Source organism: Serratia sp. MF1(2023) (assembly GCF_030954545.1).
In the GTDB taxonomy this organism is placed as follows: Bacteria; Pseudomonadota; Gammaproteobacteria; order Enterobacterales; family Enterobacteriaceae; genus Serratia; species Serratia sarumanii.
Genome location: NZ_JAVHUX010000027.1, coordinates 19,788 through 34,543 on the forward strand (window position 1 = coordinate 19,788; position 14,756 = coordinate 34,543).

Annotated in this window: 15 protein-coding genes; 1 reads left to right on the forward strand and 14 read right to left on the reverse strand. The window is 61.7% G+C overall.

The window, feature by feature from the left end; translation table 11 throughout:
• Genes sdhA through sdhC form a run of 3 tightly spaced genes read right to left on the reverse strand, consistent with a single transcriptional unit; the run spans position 1 to position 2,498 of the window.
• On the reverse strand, positions 1 to 1,767 hold the full coding sequence (sdhA, locus tag REA38_RS14325) for a succinate dehydrogenase flavoprotein subunit (RefSeq protein ID WP_015376974.1): 1,767 nt from the start codon (positions 1,765 to 1,767) through the stop codon (positions 1 to 3).
• Positions 1,768 to 2,115 carry a succinate dehydrogenase membrane anchor subunit gene (sdhD, locus tag REA38_RS14330; RefSeq protein WP_004939891.1) on the reverse strand — a complete coding sequence of 116 codons (348 nt, stop codon included), beginning with the start codon at positions 2,113 to 2,115 and terminating at the stop codon, positions 1,768 to 1,770.
• The gene (gene sdhC / locus REA38_RS14335; protein WP_004939893.1) at positions 2,109 to 2,498 is read right to left on the reverse strand and encodes a succinate dehydrogenase cytochrome b556 subunit; all 390 of its coding nucleotides are present in this window, start codon (positions 2,496 to 2,498) and stop codon (positions 2,109 to 2,111) included. Before sdhC ends, sdhD begins: the two co-directional genes overlap by 7 nt.
• 730 nt (positions 2,499 to 3,228) lie before the next feature.
• On the opposite strand from sdhC, the gene REA38_RS14340 reads away from it, so the two are divergent.
• Positions 3,229 to 4,521, forward strand: a complete 1,293-nt coding sequence (locus tag REA38_RS14340; RefSeq protein WP_016928730.1) for a citrate synthase — start codon at positions 3,229 to 3,231, stop codon at positions 4,519 to 4,521.
• 59 nt (positions 4,522 to 4,580) lie between these two features.
• Here REA38_RS14340 and nei read toward each other — a convergent pair whose 3' ends face one another.
• The 11 genes from nei to REA38_RS14395 all read right to left on the reverse strand — a co-directional run bounded on the left by nei (position 4,581) and on the right by REA38_RS14395 (position 14,529).
• Complete coding sequence (gene nei / locus REA38_RS14345) at positions 4,581 to 5,372, reverse strand: endonuclease VIII (protein ID WP_308886085.1); 792 nt, start codon at positions 5,370 to 5,372, stop codon at positions 4,581 to 4,583.
• A gap of 54 nt (positions 5,373 to 5,426) precedes the next feature.
• Entirely contained in the window at positions 5,427 to 6,071 is a 645-nt protein-coding gene (gene pcp / locus REA38_RS14350; RefSeq protein ID WP_016928732.1) for a pyroglutamyl-peptidase I, read from the reverse strand.
• 8 nt (positions 6,072 to 6,079) lie between these two features.
• Entirely contained in the window at positions 6,080 to 7,099 is a 1,020-nt protein-coding gene (locus REA38_RS14355) for a DUF979 domain-containing protein (RefSeq protein ID WP_128884633.1), read from the reverse strand.
• Complete coding sequence (locus REA38_RS14360; RefSeq protein WP_015376970.1) at positions 7,096 to 7,827, reverse strand: DUF969 domain-containing protein; 732 nt, start codon at positions 7,825 to 7,827, stop codon at positions 7,096 to 7,098. The genes REA38_RS14355 and REA38_RS14360 overlap by 4 nt, the downstream gene beginning before the upstream one ends.
• A gap of 62 nt (positions 7,828 to 7,889) precedes the next feature.
• The gene (gene pxpA / locus REA38_RS14365) at positions 7,890 to 8,630 is read right to left on the reverse strand and encodes a 5-oxoprolinase subunit PxpA (protein WP_033647161.1); all 741 of its coding nucleotides are present in this window, start codon (positions 8,628 to 8,630) and stop codon (positions 7,890 to 7,892) included.
• Positions 8,620 to 9,552: a 5-oxoprolinase subunit PxpC gene (gene pxpC, locus REA38_RS14370; protein ID WP_060436932.1), complete on the reverse strand. Its 933-nt coding sequence runs from the start codon at positions 9,550 to 9,552 to the stop codon at positions 8,620 to 8,622. The genes pxpA and pxpC overlap by 11 nt, the downstream gene beginning before the upstream one ends.
• Complete coding sequence (gene pxpB / locus REA38_RS14375; protein ID WP_308886086.1) at positions 9,546 to 10,202, reverse strand: 5-oxoprolinase subunit PxpB; 657 nt, start codon at positions 10,200 to 10,202, stop codon at positions 9,546 to 9,548. Before pxpB ends, pxpC begins: the two co-directional genes overlap by 7 nt.
• A gap of 159 nt (positions 10,203 to 10,361) precedes the next feature.
• Positions 10,362 to 11,105: a type 2 GTP cyclohydrolase I gene (locus tag REA38_RS14380; protein WP_047568877.1), complete on the reverse strand. Its 744-nt coding sequence runs from the start codon at positions 11,103 to 11,105 to the stop codon at positions 10,362 to 10,364.
• Positions 11,106 to 11,123: 18 nt separating this feature from the next.
• Positions 11,124 to 12,104 carry an MBL fold metallo-hydrolase gene (locus REA38_RS14385; RefSeq protein ID WP_049196284.1) on the reverse strand — a complete coding sequence of 327 codons (981 nt, stop codon included), beginning with the start codon at positions 12,102 to 12,104 and terminating at the stop codon, positions 11,124 to 11,126.
• A 22-nt stretch (positions 12,105 to 12,126) separates the two neighbouring features.
• Entirely contained in the window at positions 12,127 to 13,557 is a 1,431-nt protein-coding gene (gene phrB / locus REA38_RS14390; RefSeq protein WP_308886088.1) for a deoxyribodipyrimidine photo-lyase, read from the reverse strand.
• 15 nt (positions 13,558 to 13,572) lie between these two features.
• On the reverse strand, positions 13,573 to 14,529 hold the full coding sequence (locus REA38_RS14395; RefSeq protein WP_033647169.1) for a DUF523 and DUF1722 domain-containing protein: 957 nt from the start codon (positions 14,527 to 14,529) through the stop codon (positions 13,573 to 13,575).
• Between the last annotated feature and the right edge of the window lie 227 nt (positions 14,530 to 14,756).

Genomic DNA, 14,756 nt, shown 5'->3' on the forward strand with positions numbered 1-14,756 from the left:
TTAGTAAGAACGCACTTTCGGCGGGAATGCCGGGCGCAGCTTCGGTTGCATGTTCACTTCACGACGCGTCATGCTTTCCGATTGCGGCAGATACAGCGAATGGCACAGCCAGTTGGCGTCATCGCGTTCCGGGTAGTCGAAGCGGCTGTGTGCGCCGCGGCTCTCGGTACGGAAGTTGGCCGACACGGCGGTGGAATACGCGGTCTCCATCAGGTTATCCAACTCCAGGCACTCGATGCGCTGGGTGTTGAACTCGCTGGAGGTATCGTCCAGGCGTGCGTTCTTCAGACGTTCACGGATCACTTTCAGTTCTTCCAGGCCCTTGGCCATCGCATCGCCTTCGCGGAATACCGAGAAGTTGTGCTGCATGCAAGACTGCAGCGCTTTGCGAATTTCGACCGGGTCTTCGCCGGAACGGGTGTTGTTCCAACGGTTCAGACGATCCAGCGAGGCTTCCACGTCGGAGTCGCTGGCGTCACGGCTCACGCCCTGCTCTTCCAGCGATTCCTGCAGGTGCATGCCGGCGGAACGGCCGAACACCACCAGGTCGAGCAGCGAGTTGCCGCCCAAGCGGTTGGCTCCGTGCACCGATACGCAGGCGATTTCGCCCACCGCGAACAGCCCCGGGATCACCACGTCTTCGCCTTTCTCGTTCACGGTCAGCGCCTGGCCGGTCACCTTGGTCGGAATGCCGCCCATCATATAGTGACAGGTCGGGATAACCGGGATCGGCTCTTTCACCGGATCGACGTGCGCAAAGGTGCGGGACAGTTCCAGAATGCCCGGCAGACGGGATTCCAGCACCTCTTTACCCAGGTGATCCAGCTTCAGCTTGGCGTGCGGCCCCCAAGGACCGTCGCAGCCGCGGCCTTCGCGGATTTCGATCATGATCGAACGGGCAACCACGTCGCGGCCCGCCAGATCTTTGGCGTTCGGCGCATAACGCTCCATGAAGCGCTCGCCGTGTTTGTTCAGCAGGTAACCGCCTTCGCCGCGGCAGCCTTCGGTCACCAGCACGCCCGCGCCGGCGATGCCGGTCGGGTGGAACTGCCACATTTCCATGTCCTGCACCGGCACGCCGGCGCGCAGCGCCATGCCGACACCGTCACCGGTGTTGATGTGGGCGTTGGTGGTGGACTGGTAAATACGGCCTGCGCCGCCGGTCGCCAGCACGGTGGCCTTGGCTTTGAAGTAAACCACTTCACCGGTTTCGATGCAGATAGCCGTGGTGCCGACCACCGCGCCGTCCTGGTTTTTCACCAGATCGAGCGCATACCACTCGGAGAAGATGGTGGTGTGGTTTTTCAGGTTCTGTTGGTACAGGGTGTGCAGCAGCGCGTGGCCGGTACGGTCGGCTGCGGCTGCGGTACGCGCCGCCTGCTCGCCGCCGAAGTTCAGCGACTGGCCGCCGAACGGGCGCTGATAGATGCGGCCGTCGTCCAGACGAGAGAACGGCAGGCCCATGTGTTCCAGTTCCAGAATCGCTTCCGGACCGGTTTTACACATATATTCGATGGCGTCCTGGTCACCGATATAGTCGGAACCTTTCACCGTGTCGTACATATGCCATTCCCAGTTGTCCTCGTGGCTGTTGCCGAGCGCGACGGTGATGCCGCCCTGTGCGGACACGGTATGGGAACGGGTCGGGAAAACTTTGGACAGCAGGGCACAGGTCGAGCCCGCTTGGGAAATTTGCAGCGCGGCACGCATGCCCGCACCGCCGGCGCCGATTACGACGGCATCAAACTCTCTGACTGGCAGTTTCATTTAAGCACCCCACACTACGATTGTTCCGTACAGTAAATAGACCAGCAACGCGACCACGACAGCCAGCTGCAACACCAGGCGAACCGCCAGCGGCTTGACGTAGTCCGTCAGCACCTGCCACAGCCCGATCCAGGCGTGCACCAGAATCGACAGCAAGGTCAGCAGAGTGAACACTTTCGTAATGGAAGTGGCGAAGAAACCGCGCCAGATGTCATAAGTGAGTTCCGGAGCCGTGACGAAGAAGCCCAGGATATACAGGACGTAAAGGGTGATGATGATAGCGGAAGCGCGCAGCAGCAGCCAATCGTGCACGCCGTTGCGCCCTAATGCAGAAACGTTGTTTACCATACGAGGACTCCAGCCAGAACTGACAGCACGACGGTCAGGCCGATCGCCACCTGGGCGGAACGGGTACCGGCGGCCAAACTCTCTTCGATGTAGCCAAAATCCATTAACAAGTGACGGATGCCACCGCAAATGTGATAGGCCAGCGCCGTGAGGATGCCCCAGAATATGAATTTGACGATAAAGCTATTCATGATGGCGGCCGCCTGCAGGAACCCCTCTTGGGAAGAGAGTGACAGGCCCAGCAGCCAGAGGAGGATACCCACGGCAACGAAGGTAATTACGCCAGAGACTCGGTGTAAGATAGACGCTATCGCAGTTACGGGGAACCGGATCGTTTGCAGATCCAAGTTGACAGGTCGTTGTTTTTTCACGTATTTGCCCACACAGCTCTTATTATTTTCCTTCCTCCGGGCCTGGGCGGGGATCAGACAGCGTTAAGAGCCTAAAACCCTTACACGTCACGCGCTCAAACATCAACATCCTCTGTGCTCAAACGGCGCGCATTTATAACGCTGGGTGCTCCTACTTCAGGGTAATCCGGAGACCTGGCGGCAGTATAGGAGGATCACATTCTGATTACAATTCTCATACAACCGCTTTGATAACATTTCCCCCGAACAGTGATTCAGATCACGAATTTCACAATTAGTGCAAAATTAATTATCTGATTTGACAAGAGATCAACATTTCCATTACATATAGGGGCACAAACGGTCCTATGATGCGCTATGGGTCAGCAGATACACTTCCCCCCGGGTTCGAGTTGTGCAACAGTGTATTTGACGAACCTATCCCAATAGCCGTTGTTTCCCGCTCGATTTTGCCGGCGTCAAAAAGCAAATAAAGCAAATAAAAACAGATTATTGGGATAGGTTCACATCTCTTCGAACAGCTCATAGGTAAGATTAACAGACTATAACGAATTACTATGAATCGTTAACAACTGGTCACCCGTCTCGTTCGCCTGGTCAGCACTCTGTACCCTACCCGCGCACAGTTGCGCAGTCGCTCACAGAGTTAGCGTCCGCACCATTTTTTTGCGGGCAACCTGCAGAGATTTAAGGTATTTCAGTTGTTAGTGGTTTTTAAAATAAGGCGCTAAGGAGACAGTAAATGACTGATAAGAAAGCGACGCTAACCATTAACGACAGCGAAGCTCCGATCGAACTGGGCGTATTGACACCGACACTGGGCCCCGATGTCCTCGATGTCCGCGCTCTGGGTTCCAAAGGTTATTTCACATTTGATCCCGGCTTTACCTCCACCGCTTCTTGCGAATCCAAGATTACCTTCATCGACGGCGACAAAGGCGTGCTGCTGCACCGCGGCTTCCCTATCGAGCAGCTGGCGAAAGAATCTTCCTACCTGGAAGTGTGCTACATCCTGCTCTACGGCGAGACCCCAACGCCGGAAGAGTTCGAGACCTTCAAGACCACCGTCACCCGCCACACCATGATCCACGACCAGATCACCCATCTGTTCCGTGGCTTCCGTCGCGACTCGCACCCGATGGCGGTGCTGTGCGGCGTGACCGGCGCGCTGGCGGCGTTCTACCACGATGCGCTGGACGTCAACAACGAGCGTCACCGTGAAATCACCGCGTTCCGCCTGCTGTCCAAAATGCCGACCGTGGCGGCGATGTGCTACAAATACTCCCTGGGCCAGCCGTTCGTTTACCCGCGCAACGATCTGTCCTATGCCGGCAACTTCCTGCACATGATGTTCGCCACCCCGTGCGAAGAGTACGTGGTGAACCCGGTGTTGGAACGCGCCATGGACCGCATCCTGATCCTGCACGCCGACCATGAGCAGAACGCCTCTACCTCTACCGTGCGCACCGCCGGCTCTTCCGGCGCCAACCCGTTCGCCTGCATCGCGGCCGGCATCGCTTCCCTGTGGGGGCCGGCACACGGCGGCGCCAACGAAGCGGCGCTGAAAATGCTGGAAGAGATCAAGACCGTCGAGCACATTCCGGAATTCATCAAGCGCGCCAAGGACAAGAACGACTCCTTCCGCCTGATGGGCTTCGGCCACCGCGTGTACAAGAACTACGATCCGCGCGCTACCGTGATGCGCGAGACCTGTCACGAAGTGCTGAAAGAGCTGAACAAGAAAGACGACAACCTGCTGCAGGTCGCGATGGAGCTGGAACACATCGCGCTGAACGACCCGTACTTCATCGAGAAGAAACTGTACCCGAACGTCGACTTCTACTCCGGCATCATCCTGAAGGCGATGGGTATTCCTTCTTCCATGTTCACCGTGATCTTCGCCATCGCGCGCACCATCGGCTGGATCGCCCACTGGAACGAAATGCACGACGAAGGCATCAAAATTGCCCGTCCGCGTCAGCTGTACACCGGCTATGCCGAACGCGATTTCAAATCCCAGCTGAAAAACAAGTAAGCCGCTTTCCCGGCTGAAACCGCACAGCGCCGCCCCTTCGGGCGGCGTTTTTTTTTTGGTTATTTCTGGCAGCCCGGGCACCAATAAAACGGCCGCGACGATAGCTCGGTACGCACGATCATCTCACCGCAGCGTTCGCAGGGCTCGCCGCTGCGATGAAACACCTTGAAGCGAAACAGCGCGCCGTGATGCCGGTTGTCATCCGCCTGCCCGCGCGTCTGGTAGGAAAGGCGCGGCACTGCCAGCAATGCTTCCGCCAGGCGGCGCAGCGCTTCCGGCGGCAGATCCTGCGGTTTGTGCTGCGGTGCCAGTTCGGCCTGCCACAGGATTTCGGCGCGCAGATAATTGCCCAATCCGGCGAGAAACGCCTGGTCGAGCAGCATGCCGCCCAGCTGCCGGCGGCAAAAACGCGGCGTCAGCAACCGCTCCTCCACATCGTCTACCGTCAGCGACATGTCCAACACGTCGGGGCCGATGCGTTGCAAAAACGGGTGTTGCTCTATCTCCTCGCGCGGCCCGACGGTAATGTCGGAAGCGCTGTAGAGCAATATCGCGCTGCGGGCGGTTTCCAGCCGCACCCGCAGATCGCGCCTGGTCTCCGGCGTCTCCCCGGCCGCCGCCACTTTCCACACGCCATACAGCTGGTTGTAGCTGTACATCGTCAGCCCGTTGGAGAAATGGGTCAGCAGCGCCTTGCCGCGCGGCTCGATGGCGACGATGCGCTCGCCGAGCAGACGCTGGCGATAGTGTTTCAGCTGGGGAAAAGCGAAATCGACGGCGGTCAACGGCTGATCGATCACCGCCGCCGCCAGTTTGTCCGCCGCCCGGCGAATCTCCGGTCCTTCCGGCATAGACCACTCCTTACGTAGACCCGGCGCAGCCCGATGCGCCGGGGATTTTCTTGATTAATGCGTCGCGCCGCCCACCACTTTCAGATCGTGCTCCACCTGCAAAGCGATGGAAACGGCCAGCTCCAATGCAAACAGCACCGTCGAAGCCGCCATGCTCGGCGCGCCGGGGTGCGCCGCCGCCTGCTCCGGCAGATACGGGATATGGATAAAGCCGCCCTTCACCTCACGCTGGCCGCTCAAACGGTGCAGCAGGCCATACATGACATGGTTGCACACATAGGTGCCGGCGGTCTGCGAAACGGCGGCCGGAATGCCGGCCTCACGCATCGAACTGACCATCGCCTTGATCGGCAAGGTGCTGAAATAGGCCGCCGGGCCGCCGGCGACGATCGGCTCGTCCACCGGCTGTTGCCCCTGATTGTCGGGGATACGCGCATCGTCGACGTTGATCGCCACCCGTTCAATCGTGATGTCGGTGCGGCCGCCGGCCTGGCCGATAGCCAGCACCATCACCGGCTGCACCTCGTCGATCGCCGCATTGAGCGCCTCCAGCGCCGCGCCGAACACGCACGGCAGCTGGCGCGCCACGATGCGCGTGCCGACCAGCTCCATATCATTGAGCTGCTTCACCACTTCCCAGGAGGGGTTGAGGCGCTCGCCGCCAAACGGCTCAAAGCCGGTAATCAATACTTTTTGCATCCTTACTCCTACAGGAACATCAGGAAATACAGCAGGAACACGTTAACCAACAGCAGCAGCACGCCGGTCGGCACCTGCGCCTTGATCACCGCATTCTTGTCCGGCAGCTCCAGCAGCGCCGCCGGCACGATGTTGAAGTTCGCCGCCATCGGCGTCATCAGGGTGCCGCAATAGCCGGAGAACATGCCGATCGCCGCCATCACCGCCGGGTTGCCGCCGTGCTGCAACACCAGGATCGGAATGCCGATGCCGGCGGTAACGATCGGGAAGGCGGCGAAGGCGTTGCCCATCACCATGGTCAGCACAGCCATACCGATAGCGTAGACCGCCACGGCGATAAAGCGGTTATCGACCGCCAGATACTCTTGGGTCAAATGCGAGATCGCGGTGCCGACGCCGGCGACGGTAAACAGCAGCCCCAGCGTGGCGAGGATCTGCGGCAGAATGAACGCCCAGCCGATCGAATCCAGCAGGCGCCGCGCTTCCTGTATCGGCTGCAGGGCCTTCTCATGGGTCATTTTCACCGCGATCGCCAGACCGATCAGGCAGCCGACGGTCATCGAGAACAGGGTGATCAGCGTCGCATGGTTGCCGCTGCCGAATACCGCGCTTTGCAACGCCGGCACGTTGTTGAACAACAACACGCCGATCACCGTCACCACCGGGATTGCCAGAGCGGGAATAAACAGCTTGTTGCCCAGGCGCTTGGCGCTGGCCTCGCGCTCCTGCGGCGCCCGCTGGTGATAGCTGCCGAGGCGCACACCGCCAAAACCGGCAATCAGGGCCATCACCACCACCACCCCGCCAACAATGATGTGCAGCATGCGTTTTTCGTTGCTGCCCTCGCCCAGCACGTCGCCCAACAGGCGGTAAGTCCAGTCGCCGACCAGGAACACCAGGCCGTACAGCCCCCAAAACAGCCCGGTGGTGATGCGGCGCGGGTTGGCGCGATCGCGGAAGGACATCACCGCCACAATCAGCAGCACCGCGCCGGCCAGCCAGTAGAGATATTGTTGCTGGAAGTTCATCGTGCCTCCCCCTTCGCCTGCAGCGCCGCCTGATTCAGCTGCGCCAGCTCGGCGCTCAGCTGTTTATCCATCCGATACAGCCGGAACGCGTGGATCAGGAAAGCGAAAATCGCGGTCGGAATGCCCCACAGCGCGATATGCAGCGGCTCGGTCTGAATGCCGCCGGACTCCAGCATAAAGTTGTGCATGAAGATGATCGCGCCGAAGGCGACGAAGATATCTTCGCCGAAGAACAGCCCGACGTTGTCGGTCGCGGCCGACATGGCTCGCAAACGGTGGCGCGTGCGCTCCGGCAGCTCGCCGTAGCGGTTTTCCGTTGCCCCTTCCGCCATCGGCGCCAGCAGCGGCCGCACCATCTGCGGATGCCCGCCCAGGCTGGTCAGCCCCATCGCCGCGGTAATCTCGCGCACGAACAGGTAGACGATCAGCAGACGGCCGGCGGTGGCGCTTTTGATCCTGGCGATCCACGCCTGCGCCCGTTCTTTCAGCCCGTGGCGCTCCAGCAGGCCGATCACCGCCAGCGGCAACAGCAGGATCAGCGGCAGGTTGCGGGTATTGAGAAAGCCCTCGCCGAGCTTTTCCAGAATGACGTCCAGCGGCATCAGCGCCGCCAGACCGGTGATGATACCGGCGGCGATCACCACCAGCACCGGGTTGAAACGCAATACAAACCCGACCACGATGGCGGCGATGCCAATCAGTGGCCAGAGATTCACGGCCTGTTCCATAGTCTTCCCTCGATATTTTCTAATAGTTTTTTGCTTGTGATGTTGTGTCTTGCTTTATTGCTTTACTGCTCCGCGCTGACGCGGATGCCCTGCTGAACAAAACTGTCCCGCAGCTTGCGCGCATACGCCAGCGCATGCTCGCCGTCCCCGTGCAGGCAGACGGTTTCCGCCTGAACGGCGGTCCAGACGCCATCCACGCTGCGCACCCGGTGATGGCGCACCATCTCCAGCGTTTGCGCCAGCGCCTGTTCGTCATCCTCAATCAGCGCCCCCGGCAAACCGCGCGGCACCAGCGTGCCGTCGGCCTGATAGCCGCGATCGGCGAACACCTCCTGTCGGGTGGTCAGACCGAGTTGTTCCCCGGCGCGAATCAGCTCGCTGCCGGCCAGCCCCACCAGCCGCAGCGCCGGATCGACCGCCTGCACCGCCCGGGCGATCGCTTCCGCCAGCGCCGGCTCAACCGCCGCCTGGTTGTACAGCATGCCGTGCGGCTTAACGTGCACCATCACCCCGCCCTCGGCGCGGGCGATGGCCGCCAGCGCCCCGAGCTGATACACCACCTGCGCGTACACCGTTTCCGGCGGCAGCTGCATGCGGGTGCGGCCGAAGTTCTCCCGATCGGGAAAACTCGGGTGAGCGCCGATCGCCACGCCGTACTGCAATGCCCAGCGCACCGACTGACGCATGGTCTGCGCATCGCCGGCGTGGAAGCCGCAGGCGATGTTGGCCGAGCTCACCAGTTGCAACAGCGCCTGGTCGTTGGCGCAGCCTTCGCCGAGATCGGCGTTCAAATCAACGATCATGTAACCCCCAGGCAATCTGTCGAAGGAAGAGATCCTGCTCGGCTTTGGCGCGCTGCGCCTCGGCCAGTGAGCAGAGAACGAAGTGGACCGGTTCGCCGAGACGGATCTGCGCCAAGTGGTAGAGATCGGCCTCGATCACACAGGCGATACGCGGGTAACCGCCGGTGGTTTGCGCATCGGCCATCAGCACGATCGGCTGGCCGTTGTGCGGCACCTGCACCACGCCGGGCAGCAGGCCGTGCGACAGCATCTCTCTATCGGTGGTGCGCGCCAGCGGCGTACCGCCGTGCAGGCGGTAGCCCATGCGGTTGCTCTGCGGGCTGAGCTGCCAGGCGGTGCGCCAGAACGTGTCCTGCGCCTCTTCGCTGAACTCAGCGTACTCCGGCCCCGGCAGCGCGCGAATGCGGTTGGTGAACAGCAGTTGCTTCACGCCGCAGCGGTGTTGCGGCAGCACGGTGGATTTGCCCAGCGGCAACCGATCGCCGTCCTTCAGATTACGGCCTTCGTGGCCGCCAAAGGCGGCTTTCATGTCGGTGCTGCATGAGCCCAGCATTTCCGGCACGGCGATGCCGCCCGAGATCGCCAGGTAGCTGCGCATGCCGCGTTTCGGCGTGCCCAGCGCCAGCCGCTGCCCCTTTTTCACCGGGTAGCGCCAGCCGGTCCACAGCGGCTTGCCGTCCAGCTGCGCGTCGCAGCCGGCACCGGTCAAGGCGATCCAGCCAGGGCGGGTAAACTCGGCGCTGAACTGGCCGAGGGTGATCTCCAGCCCGGCGGCCTCCGGCGCATTGCCCACCAGCAGGTTGGCGATCTTCAGCGCCGGTTGATCCAACGCCCCGCCGGTGCTGATGCCCAGGCGGCGGAATCCCTCGCGGCCCAAATCCTGCACCGTGGTATAGATGCCGGCACGCAGAATAATCAGCATACGCCCTCCTTCTGCGGCACGAAGCGCACGTTATCGCCCGGGCGCAGCAGCGTCGGCGGCATTTCATGCGGATTGAACAGCGCCAGCGGCGTGCGGCCGATCAGCTGCCAGCCGCCGGGCGTCACCAGCGGATAGATACCGGTCTGGCCGCCGCCGATGCCGACGGAGCCGGCCGCCACCGCCAGACGCGGTTCCGCGCGGCGCGGCGTCGCCAGTGGTTCCGGCATGCCGCCCAAATAGGAGAAGCCCGGCTGAAAGCCGAGGAAATAGACCACGTAGGCCGCCGCCGCGTGGCATTCCACCACCTGCCGCGGCGTCATGCCGGTATGGCGCGCCACTTCATCCAGATCGGGGCCTTGCTCCCCGCCGTAGACCACCGGAATATCCACCTGGCGCGATTCCGGCGTCAGGCTCTCTTTGCTTTCCCAACCTTGCTGCAGCAGCACGAGCATCGCTTCGGCGTCGGCCTGCGGCGTATGCAGCAACAGCGTCAGGTTATTCATCCCCGGCACCACTTCCCGCACGTCGGGGTGGTGATTCAGCTTTTCCGCCAGCGCCCAGATGCGCTGCTGGCTCGGTAAGGTCACCGGCGGCGACAGTTCAAGCACTACCGCTCTTTCACCCAACAGGTAATAACGTGCTTGTTGCACCCTTATTCTCCTTATTATTATCGCGATGAAAAACACACCAGTTATGCGTGACGCGGCCCCGGCTGTCAATAGAACGCAACCATAGGGAAAATAAGGAAATAGCGCGGTAGAAGGATTCAGCCGGCGCGCAGGCCGGGCTGGATCCGGGGAAGAAAAAAATCAGGCGGGATTCGGGATGTCGATAAAGGTCACATCAAAGCCGTGGTGCTGCGCCAGCCAGTCGCCCAGCGCCTTCACGCCGCCGCGCTCGGTGGCGTGGTGGCCGGCGGCAAAGAAATGCACGCCCATTTCGCGCGCGCTGTGAATGGTCTGCTCAGACACTTCACCGCTGATGAACGCATCGACGCCGAAGCGCGCCGCGCTGTCGATAAAGCCCTGGCCGCCACCGGTGCACCAGGCCACCCGGCGAATGTGCTCAGGCGCGTTATCGCCGCAGTGCAGCACCGCGCGCCCCAGCCGGTTTTCGATACGCTGCTGCAGCGCTTCGCCGGTCAGCGGCTGTTCAAATTCGCCGTGCGGCACCAGCGGCTCGACGTCGCCAATCACCCGAATGCCCAGCGCCTGCGCCAGCTGCGCGTTGTTGCCCAGCACCGGATGCGCGTCCAGCGGCAGATGGTAGCCGTACAGGTTGATGTCGTGGGTCAGCAGCGTTTTCAGGCGGTTGCGCTTCATGCCGCGCACCGCCGGCGCCTCGTTTTTCCAGAAATAACCGTGGTGCACGATAATCGCGTCAGCCTGATGCGCCACCGCGGCGTCCAGCAGCGCCTGACAGGCGGTGACGCCGGTCACGATGCGCTGCACGTGCGGGCGGCCTTCTACCTGCAATCCGTTGGGGGCGTAGTCCTGAAACGCCGCGGCGTTCAGTTCCGTGTTGATCAGTTGTTCCAGATCGAGGTTACGCATTCTCTTCTCTCTTCATAGTCAAAATGTCTGCCGGTCGCCCTGCGCCATCAGGATGAATTTCACCCCCAGATCGTTGCCCTGCGCCAGCTGTTGCGCAATGGCGGCGCGCGTGTCTTCGCCCTGCTTCAGGCTGGGCTTGATGTGGCTGATCACCACCGGCAAACCGTTCAGCGAGCCTTCGCCGCCGCTGTACTGCGTCAGGTTCTTCAGTTCCTTCAGCAGCCAGGCCGGCGTCAAATGGCCATACAGATGTTTGTCCTCCACCCCATTAGGGTAAGAGGTTTCGATAATCATGCCCTTGAGCTTCTTCTGCTCAACAAGCGGCCCCAGCGCGCGCCAGACGGTATCGAGATCGCGCGACTGCTCCACCTTATCCGGCCCGGTATCGCCGAAGTAGGCGAAGAACTCGTTGCCGTTGGAAATCAGCAGCATCGACGACGGATAGCGATCGTGGCTGAGCGGGTACATCACGCCGGTCAATCCGGTCAGGCCGAGGGTAAACCGCTGCTGCGGCCGCACCGTTTGCAGCCGATAGGTGCCCAGCCGCGAGCCGTTGCCGGCGTCGGTAAAGTTCGGCCACGCCTTCCAGTTGAAGTAGTGATTACGCAGGGTCAGTACGGTGTCCGCCTGGGCGTAAACGGTTTTTTTATTGTCCTCGGGTGAGCCGAGGATCAGCCCCGCCACGTGGTCCAGGTGGCCGTGGCTGATAAAGTAGCTGCCGATCAACTGCCGGAACACATAGCCCTGCGGCGTGTAAGGCGCGGCCAGCTCGGGCGTCACCTGCGGGAAGCTGCCCTTCTCCAGCCCTTTGGCGATGCCCGGCAGCAGCGAACCGGCGTCCAGCGCCACATACCGCGGCTGATTGTCGCTGCGGATCAGGTAGGAGGTCAGATTGCCGTCGCTGACGCCGCCGTCGACGCCCAGCGCCACCACGTCAAAGCCGGCGATCGCCAGCGCGGAATAGCCGCTCAGGCACAGGGCCAGCACCTTTTTCATCATTGCGTCGCTCCTTGCAGTTGCCTCAAGACTCTCCCCGTTTTGCCGCCTCGAACGCCGCCAGTGTCTCCAGCCGGGCTTGCTTATGATCGACGATCGGCAGCGGGTAGTTCAGCGTGCATCGCTGCTTTTCCGCCCAGCGATGGGGATGATGGATGTCATTGTCGGGCACATCCGCCAGTTCCGGCAACCATTTACGGATAAAAGTGCCTTGTGGATCAAAACGTTCACCCTGAGTCGTCGGGTTGAAGATGCGGAAATACGGCGCGGCGTCGGTGCCGGTGGATGCCGCCCACTGCCAGCCGCCGTTATTGGCCGCCAGATCCCCATCCAGCAGTTGCGACATGAAATAGCGCTCCCCGGCGCGCCAGTCGATCAACAGATCCTTCACCAGAAAACTGGCGCTGATCATGCGCAGCCGGTTGTGCATCCAGCCGGTGGCGTTCAGCTGGCGCATGGCGGCATCGACGATCGGATAGCCGGTCTCGCCCCGCTGCCAGGCGTGCAGCTTCGCCGCGTCATCGCACCAGCGCACCTTGTCCGTCCAGGCAATAAACGGCCGATGGCGGCACAGATCGGGATAGGCTACCAGCAGATGGCGATAGAACTCACGCCAAATCAGCTCGTTGAGCCAGGCGAAGGCACCGCTTTCGCGATCTTCCAGCAGCTGCGGGCATTCGGCGCGCAGGCGGTTGAAGCACTGGCGCGGCGACAGCACGCCGATCGCCAGATAGGGCGACAGGCTACTGGTGCCGTTGAGGGCCGGCAGATCGCGCTGCCGGAGGTAATCCTGCACCTGCTCGCGGCAAAAAGCGCGCAGCCGCTGCAACGCGGCCTCCTCACCAACGGGATAGCCATCCCCAGTCTCCGCCGTAGGGTAATCGAATGCCGCCAGCGCCTCAGGCGCAGGCAACGCGCCACCGGCGCGGGTCTTCGGCGCCGGCAGGCAACTCACGTCGGACTCGGTCAGGCGTTGAAGAAAAGCGTTGCGAAACGGCGTATAGACCTTGTACATCTCGCCGCCGCCGGTGAGTACGCTGCCTGGCGGCAACAGCAGGCTGTCATCGAAACCGTGACACCTCACCCGGCCACTCAACCGCTGTTCCAGCCGCGCATCGCGCCGCCGTTCGTTCAGTTCGTACTGGCGATTGTAAAACAGCGCATCCACCTGCTCTCGCTCGCAATAGTCCGCCAGCCAGTCGATCGACGCGGCAAAGTCCGCACAGGAATGGCAATGCAGCGCAATGCCCTTGTGCGCCAGCGCCTGCTGCACCGCCTGCAGGCTGGCGTGGATCAGCGCCGCCTGCCGCGGCGCCATCTCATGTTGCCGCCACTGCTGCGGTGTGGCGATAAACACCGCCAGCACCCGGGCTTCGGGATCGCTGCAGGCGGCGTGCAGGGCTTTGTTGTCGGTGATACGCAGATCGTTACGCAACCAGACCAGATGCGTGGTCATAAAACTCCTTGTCAATCAATGGCCGTAACGCAAACGCAGCGCCTCCGGATAAGGTTCGAAATAGCGTTGTTCCGCCAGATAGCGATCGGGGTATTCCGCCATGTAATGCTTGAGCAGCGCGATCGGCGCCAACAGCGGCTGCATGCCCTGCCGGTAGCGGTCGATCAGGTGCGCCAGCTCCTGGCGCTGCGCCGTACTGAGCTGACGGCGGAAGTAGCCCTGCACGTGCATCAACACGTTGGTGTGGTTGCGCCGCGTTGCTTTGTGCGCCAACAGCGCCATCAGGCGGCTGCGGTATTCCACGGCGAAGGCCTCCAGCGAATCCCAGCGGTGAATATCGGCGACGAAGCGCCCCAATTCGCGATACGCCGGCTGCGAATGCGCCAGCAGCGACAGCTTGTAGCGGCTGTGAAACGCGATCAGCCCGCCGCGGGTCAGCCCCTGGCGCCACAGCATGTTCAACTCGTACAGCGCGTACACCCGCTCGATAAAGTTTTCCCGCAGTGCCGCATCCTGCAATCGTCCGTCTTCTTCCACCGGCAGCCACGGCATCTGGCGCAGCAGTTCCGCGGTAAACAGCCCGACGCCGTTTTTACGTGAGTCCTTGCCGTTTTCGCTGTAGACCCGCACCCGCTCCAGGCCGCAGCTCGGTGACTTGGCGCAGACGATGTACCCGCACAGATGCTGCAAGGCCGCCACGCGCTGCGCGGAGAAGCCGCGCATCTCCTCGGTCAGATCCACGCCGGCGTCGTTGCTGTACCGCATCGCCGGCCACGGTTGCGCCTGCTTCACCAGGCGCAGCGCCGGGCGTGGCGTAGGCAGGCCGATCGCCATTTCCGGGCAAACGGGCTCAAAGCGCACATAGGGCGCCAACTGCTCCACCGCAAAGGCCAGCCGCTTGTGGCCGCCGTCGAAACGCACCGCGTCGCCCAGTAAACAGGCGCTGATGCCGATAGGGATCTTGTCGCTCATACCGCTCTCCCGTGTTGTTGGCCGATGAGGAAAGTGTAGAAGAATGGCTTGCCGAATACGACCTTGCGCTTGATAGGGCCGACTATAGGCATAAAAATCTATGGTCACCCCCGTTTTTGCAACACCGATTTTGATCTATGATGGGCTTGCGTAAATCTATTCGGCGTCTGGTGAACGATACCCTGTTCGCGCCACGATGAGTTTCGCGCCTGTTGAACCTGAAAAAC

Bases quoted from the DNA above. Each gene is read 5' to 3' on its own strand.
- phrB (WP_308886088.1), bottom strand. From the start codon at position 13,557: ATGACCACGCATCTGGTCTGGTTGCGTAACGATCTGCGTATCACCGAC.
- pxpA (WP_033647161.1), bottom strand. From the start codon at position 8,630: ATGATCGTTGATTTGAACGCCGATCTCGGCGAAGGCTGCGCCAACGAC.
- REA38_RS14340 (WP_016928730.1), top strand. From the start codon at position 3,229: ATGACTGATAAGAAAGCGACGCTAACCATTAACGACAGCGAAGCTCCG.
- pcp (WP_016928732.1), bottom strand. From the start codon at position 6,071: ATGCAAAAAGTATTGATTACCGGCTTTGAGCCGTTTGGCGGCGAGCGC.
- REA38_RS14395 (WP_033647169.1), bottom strand. From the start codon at position 14,529: ATGAGCGACAAGATCCCTATCGGCATCAGCGCCTGTTTACTGGGCGAC.
- sdhA (WP_015376974.1), bottom strand. From the start codon at position 1,767: ATGAAACTGCCAGTCAGAGAGTTTGATGCCGTCGTAATCGGCGCCGGC.
- nei (WP_308886085.1), bottom strand. From the start codon at position 5,372: ATGCCGGAAGGACCGGAGATTCGCCGGGCGGCGGACAAACTGGCGGCG.
- REA38_RS14385 (WP_049196284.1), bottom strand. From the start codon at position 12,104: ATGATGAAAAAGGTGCTGGCCCTGTGCCTGAGCGGCTATTCCGCGCTG.
- pxpC (WP_060436932.1), bottom strand. From the start codon at position 9,552: ATGCTGATTATTCTGCGTGCCGGCATCTATACCACGGTGCAGGATTTG.
- REA38_RS14360 (WP_015376970.1), bottom strand. From the start codon at position 7,827: ATGGAACAGGCCGTGAATCTCTGGCCACTGATTGGCATCGCCGCCATC.
- REA38_RS14355 (WP_128884633.1), bottom strand. From the start codon at position 7,099: ATGAACTTCCAGCAACAATATCTCTACTGGCTGGCCGGCGCGGTGCTG.
- REA38_RS14380 (WP_047568877.1), bottom strand. From the start codon at position 11,105: ATGCGTAACCTCGATCTGGAACAACTGATCAACACGGAACTGAACGCC.
- sdhD (WP_004939891.1), bottom strand. From the start codon at position 2,115: ATGGTAAACAACGTTTCTGCATTAGGGCGCAACGGCGTGCACGATTGG.